The sequence below is a fragment of the Anaerosoma tenue genome, assembly GCF_023161965.1.
GTDB lineage: Bacteria > Actinomycetota > Coriobacteriia > Anaerosomatales > Anaerosomataceae > Anaerosoma > Anaerosoma tenue.
This window is the reverse complement of sequence record NZ_JALNTY010000004.1, coordinates 1-12816: the sequence shown is the minus strand read 5'-3', so window position 1 is coordinate 12816 and position 12816 is coordinate 1. Positions and strand designations below refer to the sequence as shown.

14 protein-coding genes are annotated in these 12816 nt (G+C 66.5%); 6 read left to right on the top strand and 8 right to left on the bottom strand.

The window, feature by feature from the left end; translation table 11 throughout:
• Positions 1 to 36 precede the first annotated feature (36 nt).
• Both MSB02_RS09605 and MSB02_RS09600 read left to right on the top strand, forming a co-directional pair.
• Complete coding sequence (locus tag MSB02_RS09605; protein ID WP_267195025.1) at positions 37 to 2073, top strand: GGDEF domain-containing response regulator; 2037 nt, start codon at positions 37 to 39, stop codon at positions 2071 to 2073.
• A gap of 6 nt (positions 2074 to 2079) precedes the next feature.
• On the top strand, positions 2080 to 2739 hold the full coding sequence (locus MSB02_RS09600) for a LuxR C-terminal-related transcriptional regulator (protein ID WP_267195024.1): 660 nt from the start codon (positions 2080 to 2082) through the stop codon (positions 2737 to 2739).
• Here MSB02_RS09600 and MSB02_RS09595 read toward each other — a convergent pair.
• The 3 genes from MSB02_RS09595 to MSB02_RS09585 all read right to left on the bottom strand — a co-directional run bounded on the left by MSB02_RS09595 (position 2736) and on the right by MSB02_RS09585 (position 4207).
• Positions 2736 to 3356: an HD-GYP domain-containing protein gene (locus MSB02_RS09595; RefSeq protein WP_267195023.1), complete on the bottom strand. Its 621-nt coding sequence runs from the start codon at positions 3354 to 3356 to the stop codon at positions 2736 to 2738. The two genes, MSB02_RS09600 and MSB02_RS09595, sit on opposite strands and share 4 nt — an antisense overlap.
• Positions 3353 to 3676 (bottom strand): hypothetical protein, encoded by a 324-nt coding sequence (locus MSB02_RS09590; RefSeq protein WP_267195022.1) that lies wholly within the window; start codon positions 3674 to 3676, stop codon positions 3353 to 3355. The genes MSB02_RS09595 and MSB02_RS09590 overlap by 4 nt, the downstream gene beginning before the upstream one ends.
• Positions 3677 to 3850: 174 nt before the next feature.
• Positions 3851 to 4207, bottom strand: a complete 357-nt coding sequence (locus MSB02_RS09585; RefSeq protein ID WP_267195021.1) for a hypothetical protein — start codon at positions 4205 to 4207, stop codon at positions 3851 to 3853.
• Between the two features lie 155 nt (positions 4208 to 4362).
• Between MSB02_RS09585 and MSB02_RS09580 the strand changes: the two genes are divergently transcribed.
• From MSB02_RS09580 to MSB02_RS09565, 4 genes are all read left to right on the top strand, one after another.
• Positions 4363 to 5982, top strand: coding sequence for an alpha-amylase family glycosyl hydrolase (locus tag MSB02_RS09580; RefSeq protein ID WP_267195020.1), 1620 nt, complete (start codon positions 4363 to 4365; stop codon positions 5980 to 5982).
• 101 nt (positions 5983 to 6083) lie between these two features.
• On the top strand, positions 6084 to 6500 hold the full coding sequence (locus MSB02_RS09575; protein WP_267195019.1) for a DUF2177 family protein: 417 nt from the start codon (positions 6084 to 6086) through the stop codon (positions 6498 to 6500).
• A gap of 24 nt (positions 6501 to 6524) precedes the next feature.
• Positions 6525 to 6800, top strand: a complete 276-nt coding sequence (locus MSB02_RS09570) for a hypothetical protein (protein WP_267195018.1) — start codon at positions 6525 to 6527, stop codon at positions 6798 to 6800.
• Positions 6801 to 6864: 64 nt separating this feature from the next.
• Positions 6865 to 7800, top strand: coding sequence for a septal ring lytic transglycosylase RlpA family protein (locus MSB02_RS09565; RefSeq protein WP_267195017.1), 936 nt, complete (start codon positions 6865 to 6867; stop codon positions 7798 to 7800).
• A gap of 41 nt (positions 7801 to 7841) precedes the next feature.
• Here MSB02_RS09565 and MSB02_RS09560 read toward each other — a convergent pair whose 3' ends face one another.
• From MSB02_RS09560 to MSB02_RS09540, 5 genes are all read right to left on the bottom strand, one after another.
• On the bottom strand, positions 7842 to 8705 hold the full coding sequence (locus tag MSB02_RS09560) for a DegV family protein (RefSeq protein WP_267195016.1): 864 nt from the start codon (positions 8703 to 8705) through the stop codon (positions 7842 to 7844).
• A gap of 278 nt (positions 8706 to 8983) precedes the next feature.
• Positions 8984 to 9514: a hypothetical protein gene (locus MSB02_RS09555; RefSeq protein ID WP_267195015.1), complete on the bottom strand. Its 531-nt coding sequence runs from the start codon at positions 9512 to 9514 to the stop codon at positions 8984 to 8986.
• 99 nt (positions 9515 to 9613) lie between these two features.
• Positions 9614 to 10039, bottom strand: a complete 426-nt coding sequence (locus tag MSB02_RS09550; RefSeq protein ID WP_267195014.1) for a hypothetical protein — start codon at positions 10037 to 10039, stop codon at positions 9614 to 9616.
• Positions 10039 to 12135: an aldehyde ferredoxin oxidoreductase N-terminal domain-containing protein gene (locus MSB02_RS09545; RefSeq protein ID WP_267195013.1), complete on the bottom strand. Its 2097-nt coding sequence runs from the start codon at positions 12133 to 12135 to the stop codon at positions 10039 to 10041. Before MSB02_RS09545 ends, MSB02_RS09550 begins: the two co-directional genes overlap by 1 nt.
• A gap of 65 nt (positions 12136 to 12200) precedes the next feature.
• The coding region (locus MSB02_RS09540; RefSeq protein ID WP_267195012.1) for a 4Fe-4S dicluster domain-containing protein at positions 12201 to 12816 on the bottom strand (616 nt) is incomplete at its 5' end.

Here is a 12816-nt window from a genome sequence, read left to right as displayed (position 1 = left end):
TGATAGCCTGTATGCCTAGGAAGAGAGGAGTAGGAGATGTCGCGTATCCTGGTCGTCGACGATACCGTCGAGGCCCGCCATCTTCTCCGCACCATCCTCGTGCACGCCGGTCACGACATAGTCGAGGCCGCCAACGGCGCCGAGGCGCTGCAGACGCTCCGCGAGAACCCGTTCGACCTGGTCATCTCCGACGGGCTGATGCCTGTCATGGACGGGTTCCGTCTGTGCATCGAACTCCGTCGTGACCCCGCAACGAGCACCGTGCCGTTCATCCTGTACACGGCGAGCTTCACCGACCCCGACGACGCGCAGCTCGCCTCGACGATGGGTGCGGACGCCTACCTGCTCAAGCCGGCCGATCCCTCGGAGATCCTCGCGGTCGTGAACGAGATGCTCAATCGTTCCGGGCCGCGGAAGAAACGGCCGTTGCCCAACGACCGTCTCGTGGAAGCGTTCGAGTCGTACAGCGACCGCATGGAGCAGAAGCTCGACGAGAAGGTCGCCGACCTGTCGGCCATGCGGATCCTCCGTGACTCGTACCACTCGCTGCTCGACAACCTCCCCGTGTACATCCTCACGCTGGACCTCGACGGGCGTCCCGACTTCACCAACGCCACCGCAAGGACCTTCGCGGGCGTGGACGAGCCTGCCGCCCTGCTCGACCACATCCATCCGGAAGACCGTGACAAGGTGACGGCCTTCATCGAATCCTTGCTCGCCGACCCGCACCCCATGCAGATGTCGCTCATGGCGAGCGGTCGTGACGGCGCCTACCGCGTCTTCGAGGTCACAGGGCGTCCCTACGACAGCCCCTCGGGGGATCGCCTCGGCTACATCCTCGCGGCCGAAGACATCACGCGCCGCGAGCAGCAGAAGGAACTGCTGCTGCATGCGGCGGAGTACGATCCGCTGACCGACCTTCCCACCCGGCACGTCTTCGACCGGCGGTTCGACGAGATCCTCCGGAACGTGGGCAAGGGAGCCCGGTGTGCGCTTCTGTTCATCGACAGCGACGACCTCAGGGGCATCAACGACCGCTACGGCTTCGACGTGGGCGACGCGACGATCGCCAACATCGCGCATGCGATCGTCGACGCGGTCCGACCGGGCGATCTGGTAGCGCGGCTCTGCGCAACTGAGTTCGTGGTGCTCGCCGAGGACCTGGGATGGAAGCAGGCAAACGAACTGTCCGACGCCGTGAAGGAGGCGGTGGCACATGCACCGCTCGTGCCCGCGGCCCCGGAGATGCGCATCGGCGTCAACATCAGCATCAACGTCATACCCGAGGTGGATATCTCCGCTCCCGTACCGGCCGGCGACGAACGTGCGGGCTCCGCGCCCGACAGCGACAGCCGCGTGCGCGATGCTCTGCAGGGCGTGCCGGACATGCTCTTCCGGCCGGTCTACTCGCTCGATGACGGCGCTCTGACGCGCTGCTCCGTACGGTACGCGTACTCGGTCGATGACCGCATGATCAGCGGCGAGGAGCTTGCGCTCGGAGCGGCGAGGCACGGCATCGCCCGACGCATGGGCACGCGGATCATCGAGCTCGCCCTCGTGCAGGTCCACGCCACGGGGATCGCCTGCTCAGTGCCGCTGTCGCTGGCGAACATGCTCGACGCGATGATCTTCGAGCGGGCGGAGCTGGCCGCCGATTCGGCCGCCATCGACGCCACCAAGCTGCTCTTCGAAGTGCCCGACTGCGACGCGGAGGGCATCCGCCCCCCGGTGAGCTGGCTGTCCGCGGCCCGGAGATCACCGATCGGCCTGGTGCACGTCTGCGGCGACCTCTCCACGCTCAGGGATGATCGAACCCAGACAGGCGCGTCCGATGAGATCGCGCTCCCGGTCACGGAGGTGGTGGATGCGCACGGGGAGATACGGCCGACCGCAGCGGCGGCGATCGCGCGGTGGCGCGAGACCGGGATCACGATCACCGTGACCGACATCGACGATCGGGCCGCCCTGGACGTGCTCCGCACGGCCGGCATCACCCGGGTCTCCGGCGATGCCCTCTCGCCGGCCGCCTCGAGCCCCGACCAGCTTCCGCGAACGCTGCCAGGAGAGGAGTAGGTCCTCATGGATCCCACACGCGTGATGCTCATAGGACGCAAGACGATGTGTCTCGAGGGGCTCGCGGCCATCCTTGGAGCCGATCCCGAGATCGAGCTCGTGGGCAGGTCGGCCGACTGGCAGGAAGGTGTCGCCCGGGCCCGCGTGCTCGAACCTGACGTCGTGGTGGTGGACATGGTCCACTGCGACGAATGCGGGCCGTCGAGCCCGGTCTCGTGCGTATCGGAGTTCACAGACTCCAGGGTGGTGATCGTGGGGCTTCCCGACTCCGACCCCGGCATCATCGACGCCTTCGAGGCAGGCGCCCTCGGCTACCTGTCGCTCCACGGGCAGAGCGCGGAGGACATCCGCCGTGTGATCGCCACCGTGGCCGCGGGAGAGGCGGCGCTCGACCCCAAGCTGTCCGCGAACGTGCTGGCACGCATGCGCAGGCTCGCGCGCACCTCCGATCGCAGCATGGCGCGAGAGGTCGCGCCCACCGACCGCGAACACGACGTGCTGCGGTTGCTCGTGGAGGGCCACTCCAACCGTCAGATAGCGCAAGAGCTCCAGGTCTCCGAGAGCACCGTGAAGAACCACCTGCATGCGTTGTACTCCAAGATGGGAGTGGAGTCGCGCGGGCAGGCGATCAGCGAGGCGATCCGCCGCGGTCTGGCAACGCCTTAGGCGTACATGCCGGTGAGCACGCCGATCTCGCGGTCGTCCACGAGCGCGTCGCGCAGCGCGCCAACGACCGTCTGGTCGAACCGCGACACCTCGTCGCACAGCAGGTGCTCGAGCGCTTCGTCCTCGCTCAGCCGTACCTCCCGCGCGTCCATGAAACCGCTGCGCGCGCTGTCGTAGACATCGCACACGCCGAGTATGCGTGCCGACAGAGGCGTGGCGGCCTCTGAGAGCGCGTCGGGGTAGCCGGAGCCGTCCCACCGCTCGTGATGCCCGAGGATCGTGGCCGCGACATCAGGCGGCAGCCCGAGCATCCCGGCCATCCTCGCGCCTTGCCGGGGGTGCGTCTCCCACACGCGCCGCTCCTCGGCTGGCAGGTCCCAACGGGAGCCTACATGAGGGAACGGGAGGCGAAGCGAACCCGCGTCGTGGAGCAGGGACGCAAGTCGCAGGTGCTCGAGCTCCAACTCGTCAAGTCCGACCCGCATCCCCACCATGCGCGAGAGGCGCGCCACTGCGGTAGCGTGACGCGTGTAGCCGGGCTGACGGTCGTCTACCAGCGTGACGAGCAGCCGCACACACGAGGAGAGCCTGGAAGCGCACTCGCGGGGCTGGCTCACCGGGCGCACACCTCGGCGCCTGTGGCGCCTTCAGGGAGCACGACCTCGTATCCGGCGGTGGGACCGCCCGATACGACGAACCGCTCGCCACCGGGAAGATCGGCCGAGACGATCCAGGGAACGTTCGCCTTCACGGTCACGCCGGTGTCGCCGAAGCTGGCGTCGAGCTTGGAGCCCACAACGGCGGTGACCTGCACGGACCCTGTGGCGCTCCACCCGGCGGCGGGCGCCAGCACGGCCTCGGCAAGGAGAACGGCAAGGAGGCAGAGAAGCGTGGCGAGCGCCAGGCTGCCGATCTTCTTGTCTGTCAGTACTCGCATGTCCGCTCCTTGCCGCAACGACGTTCTGCTTCAAGTAACGGACTTTGGGACGCACCGGAGCATAGGGCAGCACGACACACCTGCGGGGAACAAGGGTTAGCCACCTCGGGCGGTACCTCTGGAGGTGGTCGGCTAGCGATACGTACTAGTACCTCTAGATAAGCGTGGTGCGATTCATGCTATGTGGGGAGGCGTTCCACCCGGGGGACGGCTCCGACCGGCATGCTGCCAGGCGTTCTCCATCAGCACGAGCACGGCGCCGTCAGGCAGCCGGTGGAACGAGACGACGAGCGCCATGCTGCCACGCCGTGTCGGGATCAGATCCGCGCTCCTGGAGGTGGCGATACCTGTGACGGCGACGGCCTGCACGGCCTCGGCGACCCCCATCTCCTCCGCCATCGGGACCGCGGACGACACGTGCGAACCGGGCTCCACGTCCGTCCAGCTCGCCCATACGACCTTCAGAGACGCAGGGTCGACCAGCAGCGCCTTCGCCCTGTTAGCACTCTCACGGTCGTATACCGCGGCCACCCGCGTCGCCCCCTGGGGATCGCTGACCATCCTGTGCAGTGTGTACCCCCCTTCGGCCCGGACACCGCCGCCGACGCGGCCGGTCCCGCATCGAGCCGCCCGCCGGACCGGGCATACTACGTGTGAGGGCATGTGGCCTGTCGAACGGAGGCACGGTGGCGGGAACCCCTTGGTGGAAGGCGGGTGTGATCTACCAGATCGCGGTCCCGAGCTTCGCGGACTCCAACGGAGACGGCTGGGGCGACCTGCGGGGGATCATCGAACACCTCGACCACCTCAACGACGGAACGCCCCGATCCCTTGGCGTGGATGCCATCTGGCTCACGCCCGTCAACACATCGCCGATGCGGGACTTCGGCTACGACGTTGCCGACCACCGGTCGATCGACCCGTCCTTCGGCTCGATGGCGGACTTCGACGAGCTGATAGCCGAGTGCCACAGGCGCGGGATGCGCGTGATCATGGACCTCGTTCTCAACCACACCTCCAACGAGCACCCCTGGTTCGTTGAGTCGCGATCCTCGCGCGACCATCCGCGGCGTCAGTGGTACGTGTGGCGTGACGGAAGGGCCGCAGGCAAGCCGCCCAACAACTGGAGGTCGGTCGTGGAGGGAAGCGCCTGGGAGTACGACGGGCGCACCGACCAGTACTACTACCACGCCTTCCTCCCCTTCCAGCCCGACCTCGACTGGCGCAACCCCGACGTGCGGCGCGAGATGCTCGATACCGCACGCTTCTGGCTGGAGCGTGGCGTCGACGGGTTCCGCCTCGACCTGGTGAACTTCCTCTATGAGGACGCCGCTCTGCGCGATAACCCCATCAAGCCGGGGATACGGCCCTGGCGCGCCCAGAGTCACCTGCACGACTTCTCCCAACCGGAGAGCCTCGAGGTCGCGCATGAACTCCGAATGATGTCCGATGCCCACGGCGAACGCATGCTGATGGGAGAGGTGTTCTCGGATCGGCGCGAGGACTGCGTCGCATTCCTCGGCGACGGGACCGACCGGCTCCATCTGTCCTTCTACCTGGACTTCGTGCGCCAGCGATGGCACGCGGGGGGGTTCCGCCGCTCTGTGGGCTGGCTGGAAGAGCACCTTCCGGCCCACGCGTGGCCGTGCTACTACCTGGACAACCACGACCTGGCGCGGTCGCACTCCCGTCTGGGCGGCATCCTGGATGCGGACGCGCGCGACAAGATCGTCGCAGCCATGCTGCTCACGCTCCGCGGCACCCCCATCTTGTACTACGGCCAGGAGCTGGGCATGGTGCAGAGCCGCATCCCCCGGCGTCTCCAGCGCGACCCCGTCGGCCGCAAGTTCTGGCCGCTTGGCGTGGGCCGCGATGGATGCCGTACCCCGATGCAGTGGACCGGCGAGGACGGCGCCGGCTTCTCGGTAGGCTCCCCGTGGCTTCCCGTGCACGCATCGAACGCCACTCGGAGCGTGGAGGTCGAGACCGGCGAGCCGGACTCGCTCTTGTCCTGGTATCGCGACCTTGTACACCTCCGTGCGCGGACGCCCGCTCTCGCGGTGGGCGACTACCACGAGATCGACGGGGTACCGCGCGGCGTGTACGCGTACCTGCGCACGACGCCGGACGAACGTGTGACCATCCTGCTGAACTTCACGCGCAGGACACGCTCCGTGACGTTACCCCACGCCACGGCGGGGCGCTCGTGGAGCGTACTGCTCGGCACACATCGACGACGGGACCGGACGGCGTCTGGCACGATCGTGCTCGCCCCTCAAGAAGCGCTGCTCGTACGCGAGACGTGACCGCCATGACACGGCGGCGCGACATCCGGATGCGCTGTGGGTACCATGGAACCAGGCCGTTGTGATGGCCGGGCTGTCCGCGTGCTGCGTTAGGAGGCGTCATGACTCTGCCAAAGCTTGCCGCACTGTATGGATTGACGCTCGTGGCGTTCCTGGCCATCGACGTCGTGTGGCTCTCCACCGCAACGCCCCGGCTCTACCGCCCGGCTCTGTCAGGGCTCTTGGCCGAGAAACCGGTGCTGTCGGCCGCAGCGGTCTTCTACATGCTGTACGTGATCGGCGTCGTCGCCCTCGCAGTGATCCCCGGAGTGCAGGCGGGCTCTCTCACCGAAGCGCTGTGGCGCGGCGCGCTGTTCGGGTTCCTCGCGTACGCCACGTACGACCTCACCAACCTGGCCACGCTGCGTGACTGGCCGCTCAGCATCACCCTCATCGATCTCGTGTGGGGCACCGTGCTGACCTCGCTCACCACGCTGGCCGGCTACTACGCAGCCATCTGGCTGAAGATCGTCGGCTAAGCCACCCGTCGTCTGGAGGTCTTCATGAGACATAGGAGCCGCACATCTGTCGTACTCGCCTTCCTCGTCATCGTCACGGTCTCCCTGGGGGCGTGCTCGGGCGGCACCGACGGCGCATCGCTCGTCCAGTCGCGGTGTGACAGCTGCCACTCGGTGGACTGGGTCACCGGCGCATCGGATGCCGCCAGGGCGGATTGGGAGGGCACCGTGGCACGGATGGAGGCCAAGGGCCTCCAGGTGACCGACGAGGAGCGCGCCACGATCATCGATCACCTGAACGCCACGTATCCGCCGGAGTGACCGTCAGGTCACGGCCCTACGCGTGGAGGACCCGGTGTCTCCCTGCGGTGGTACACTCTCCGGCATGTCGTTACGTACACGTCTCATCCGTCCGGTAGTGACGCTCGGCGTCCTGTGCGCGATCGGAGTACAGGTGGCGCCCGCCGCTGCAGCGCCTACGCAGGGGCAGGTGGCCGCTGATCGGGCCGCGCTCGAGAGCGCCGTTGCCCGGTACGAAGAGGCCCAGGCCGAGTCGACCGCGCTCGATACCCGTCTTGCCGAGGCGTCCGCCGCCCTCGATGCCGCAGTGGCCGAAGAGCAGTTGCGTCAGTCGCTGCTGAGCGCGCGGGTGGTGAGCATGTACCGCTCCGGCGAAGAGGCGATGCTTCTCCTGTTGTTCGGGGCGTCGAGCATCCAGGACCTCGAGGTGCGTCTCGACATCCTTGCGCGGCTTGCCCGCCAGGACGCTTCCAATCTCGAGGCGCTGAAGGCCGCGCGCGCCGAAGCCGAGGAGACCGCCCGGCGCCTGATGGAGATGCAGGCCGAGCAGGCGCGGGCGATGGACACGCTCGCGGCAGAGGTCGCCGCTGCCCGGGCACAGCTTCAGAAGAGCCAGACAGCGCTCGAGGAGTACGAGGCGCGGGTACGTGCCGCCGAGGAGGCTGCACGGGCCGCCGCGGCGGAGGCGCGGGCCAAAGCCGCCGCGCAGAGCACGCCGAGTCAGGACGTCTCCGGCTCAGGCGAATGGCGTACCGCGGTGGCCTCACACTACAGCGCCACCTTCACCGGCCGCGGGGCGAGCGGGGAGGAGATCGGTCCGTACACGATGATGGTCGCCCACAAGACCCTGCCCTTCGGCACGCTCGTGGAGTTCGAGTACAGGGGCAAGCGGGCCGTGGCGAGCGTCGAGGATCGCGGACCGTACGTCCCCGGACGCGAATGGGATCTGGGGCCCGGCGTGGTGCGGGCGCTCGACTTCAACGGCGTCCATGAGGTGCGATACCGCATCGTCTCGCAGTAACGCTTTCGCCGCTCCCGCCTCACGCGACCGAGGCGCGAACCTCAGTCGCGCATCGGCTCGATGGTCTCGTAGACCACGCCGACGGCCGGACCCACGTGCAGGCCCACCACCGCCGGTATCGGCACGATCGGCACCGCGGCGCCCACGATCGGCTCGATCGCCTCCTTGGCGAAACGCAGCGCCTCCTCAGCGTCAGCGATGTACTGCACAGCCGCCCGCCGCAGGCCGAAGCGATCGACGTCCTTGCGCATCAGGGAGACGACCTTCTGCCGCGCCGAACGGGCGCCACGTGCCACGCCGGCGATCCCGGTCTCGCCGTTCTCGGCGGTGAGTATCGGCGCGATCTTCAGCATCACGCTCAACAGCGCCGACGCGCCTGTGATGCGCCCGCCACGGCGCAGGTAGTCGAGCGTGTGCGGGGTGAAGAGGAACCGTGTCCGGCGAATGGTCTCAAGCGCTGCCTGGCGGCACGCCTCGATCGAGGCGCCGCCATACGCCGCCTCAGCAGCGGATAGCACCGCATACCCTTCCTGCAGGCTGTTCGATCGGCTGTCGACCACCTCGATGCGTGCATCAGGCGTCTCGTGCCTGATGGTCTGAATGGCCGAGAGGGCGGAGTCGACCGTGCCACTCAATCCACCGGAGATCAGAACCGCGAGGACGTCGTGACCCTCGGACAGGATGCGGCGGAAGGTGGTGAGGAACTCGCCGGGCGTGGGCTGGGAGGTCGTGGGAAGCGACTCCATGTCCGCGAGCTGATCGAAGAACGAGGGGGCCTCTTGCTCGGCAAGCGGGATCTCACCATCGGCTCCGTGCACATGCAGCGGGACGCTTACTATCGACAGCCGCTGCCGCTCATCGGAGATCACGCTGCACGCCGAGTCCGTCACGATCCGAACAGCCATGGCGCCGCCTCTCTTTGCGGGTCACGTCATGATAAGCATAGCAGGCGGGGCGCCTTGTGTGGCACCGCGGACGCGCCGGCGGAGGGCCTTGCGTGGATAAGGGCCGGGTCGTATGACCCGGCCCCTCCACGTACTCCTGCCGCTCCGTTCGCCTGGTAAGGGGGTTGGGCGTGCTCTACGCGTGTTGGCATTGACCTGGTCCCCGGCATAGGACCGTCCTGCGGAGCGCCCGGCTGGCGGTCACGGCGGGAAGCATCGTGGCACGAATATCGCCTCTACTAGAGACCCTCGAGGAACTCGACGGCCGCGGCCTTCTCCTCGTCGGTCAACTGGGCGCCATGGACATCCGTCATCTCCTGTACGACAGCCGCCCAATCAGCAGCGCCCACCTGCTCGTTTATGCGTGTGGCGTCATGACACTCGCTGCACTTCTCGGCTACCACCTGCTCGCCGGCGGATAGCTCGCGGCTGCCGAGGAACGCCACGACGGCGGCCTGCTCCTCCTCGGTGAGCTCCGCTCCATGGGCGGTGTTCATCTCTTCGACGATGGCGCTCCAGTCGGCTGCGTATGACTGGGTGAAGATGCGTGAGGAGTCATGGCACTGCGCGCATGCGCCTTCCACGATCTCCTCTCCGGAGATCGTCTCTCCGGCAGGCTCTTCAGCGGGTTCGACCGCTGGCTCCTCCTGCGAAGGCTCGTCTGATACGACCGGCTCCTCCTCGGCGGCGCAACCTGCCGCAAGACCAAGCGCTGCGAACATCGCGACCACCGCTACCAGCACAACGAACGTGCGAAGCATATCTCTCATCGGTTCACGACTCCCTTCCACGTTGTCAGGACGACGGACGGGGTCCGTCTGTGCATGGGGCCACGCATCACACATGATCCGTGGCCCCATGTCCACGCGCTACACATCGGCTGTAGTCTCCACAGACACACCGCCGTCACCTGATGGCTCCAGCACCTCTACGCACTGGTCGAGCCGCTCCTGGAGGAGCTCCTTGACACGCGGGACGAGCATGCCGAACGCTTCGCCGGTCGCATGCAGCTCGCTGATCGCTCCAGCAAGCTCGGCATCACCAACGACTTCCTCGAACCACTGGGCCAAGAAGCCGAAGTCGGCGTAGTGGATGTTCAGGCGAAGGCCCGCCGCCTGAAAGTCCTCCATCGTGCGGTCCTCGAGGAACTGCTGGACCATTCCGAGTGAGAGAAGCCTGGCGGCTGACGACCCCGCGCTAGGGGACATGACGGTTGCCACGAACGCCTGATCGCTGTCCACGGCCCTCATGAAGTGACGGGCTTCTTCCTCGGTGGGCATGGTGAGAGTCGCCATCATGCTCCCAGCTTCCCGGCCTTCTCGAGCTCGTCCGCCACGAACTTCATGTCCATCGACTCGAGCGTGTCACGCCTCGGCCAACCGGTGGCGGGATCCCACCCTTCGAACTCGAAGTACAGCGACTTCCACTCCTCGAGCCGTGCGGCGTCGACCACGCGACCGGCGACCATCTTGTAGCTCCACTCGCCGTTCTCGTACACCGGAAGGACGTTCGGCGACGACATCAGCATGTAGCCGGGAACCGGGAGTGACGGAACCTCGTACATGTACTGACCATAGACCTCCTGGTCGCGGTGGCGGCCCTGAAGGATGAAGATCGCACGATGCAGGTTCCATATCCGTGTACCGCGCTTGATGCCATCCTCCATCGGCTCCTCGCGACCCGTGACGCCCTTGACATACCGGGGCTCTGCGATGCCAGTGAGACCGGCTTTGTCCTCGGTGTTCGGGTTCACGAAGTCTGCGTACGCCCAGTCGCACAGACCCATCGAGTTCTTGTAGTAGTGGTAGTAGGCCACATACCACGACACGAGCTTGGCCATCGACTCGCTGTAGACGCCGTCGTCGCTATAGTCGATCATCATCGGATCGTTGTACGGCGCGAGCTTGCCCCCGATGATCTCGGCCATCTTAGCTGCTTCGACCGGCATCGGCGCACCATAAAGGGTGTGCAGGGTGACCGTCCACATGCAGATCCAGTTGAAGTCGTGGGCGTTGGAATCCCGGCTCCCCAACAACGACGCAAGTCCCCACTCGGCCTCGGTACGACCGTCGTAGTGGTGAGGCCATCCCCATTCCTGGAGTGGAAGGTCGCCGGACTTCACGTCCTCCTCAAGACGGCCGAGCTTCTCGGCTGCACGCGCGGGCCCTTGGGACATAAGCTCGCCGATCTCGCGCTTCTCGGCCATCCGGGCGAGCATCTCGGCAGCCCACTCATAGGTACCGAACGTGTACTTCTCGAAGATGTCGGTGTCCACGACGTTGCCGGGGCCCACCAGACCCTTCTTGTGGAGCTGACCCAGCCAGTAGCCCACTGTGTCGAGCATCAGCGCGTTGATGGAGTAGCCCTGCAAGAGGTCGGCGAGGCGTCCCTGGGTGTCGACGGTGATCTTCCCTGTGGCGGTCATCTCCGGCGTCTGGTAGATCTGCGTGTCGTAACAGTGGCTCCCGTTGCCCAGACCGCGAGCGTTGCGTACGCCGTGGCATGACCGGTGGCAGTTCATGCACCCCTCTGGACGCGAGGCCGTCCCGAATGCCGTGCCCGATGAGGGAATGCCCGAGAAGGGCATACCGGTGATGCTGATGGGGAACGCCTTCACGTCGTTCGGCTGGTAACCGTAGTTGTCCGCCGCCCACAGACGCGCGGAGAGCAGCTCCGCCGCGTCGGCGACCTCGACCGACCCGGTGCCGATGACGCTGATGGCCTTAAGGTTCTTCGAGCCGAACACGCCGCCGAAGCCGCCCTGGCCCGCGCCAGCGCCACCGTCGTGGGTGAGGCTCGCGATATGGGTCATGTTCTCGCCGGCAAGGCCGATGGTGACGATAGCGGGGTTCTGGGTGGTACGGCCGCTGTCGCGCGATTCACCGTAGCTCCTCCACGTGCCATCAGCCTCGTGGATCTTATTGATGACCCGCTGGGTCTCGTGAGCGTCGAGGCCCCAGAGGCCGTCGCCGGACTCGCTCGCGTCGCGGATACTCACCTCGTCGTTGCGGATATCGATCCACACCGGCTTCTCCGCTTTGCCCTTGACAGCGACCATCTGCCAGCCGGCGTACTTCAGCATGGCCGAGAAACGGCCGCCGAAGTTCGATGAGGTGAACCACTCCGTCGGATGCCCCTGCGGCCCGATGCCGGTCACCGCTGTGCGCGCGGCCGACGGCACCGGCGTTCCGGAGAAGGCGCCGCCACCAAGCGTGATCACGTTGCCCGGATCGAAGCCTCCAACCGTCTTGTCCTCACAGAGGTCCCAGAACAGCTTCGCGCCCATGCCGACGCCGCCGCCCCACTCCTTGTAGTCTTCGGTATCCAGGGTCTCGATCGTTTCCGTGCTGAGATCGACCACCAGGATCCGAGGTGCGTATCCATCTCCCATGTCTATCCTCTCCCGCTGTCGCGAAACGTGTCGCGATGGATGTGGTGTCTAGTGGATGAGTTGGCCTAGTGACCTGACGCTGCCGGGGCCGCCTGCGGTGAAAGCTCCAGACCATCGTCGGAGACCGGGAAACCGAGACTCCCCCACGCATCGTCACGGCGAAGGTTCACCAGGTATCCGGCGTCAGTCTGCACCGGGATGTCTTTGGTGAAGGAGATGGCATTGTGCGGGCAGACCTGTACACAGATCTGCTTGCCGCCCACGCCGCCTTCTTCGTCCCAGTAAGGCGTGTCCTTGCAGAGATCGCACTTCTGCGCGTGCTTGTCCTCGAAGTTCCACTGCACGCGCGAGGGCGTGAACGGGCACGCCTGTACGCAGCGCTCGCAGCCGATGCACTTGGCCGGGTCGATCATGCGAACGCCAGTCTCGGGATCGGCGTGGTTCGCGCCGGTGGGGCAGGCCTCCACGCAGGGCGGGTAGGGACACTGGCGGCACTGGTTCTGCGCGACATCGTTCGGGAACAGGCCGAGCGGATCATTGGCGACCTGGATCCGTGAGAGCGACGGGTTCGCGCGTCCGTAGTGAGCGACGGAACACGCAAGCATGCAGCTCGCACAGGTTGCGCACTTGACCGTATCCACGAGCAGGTAGCCCTCGGAGGCCGGCATGGCCACAACGTGA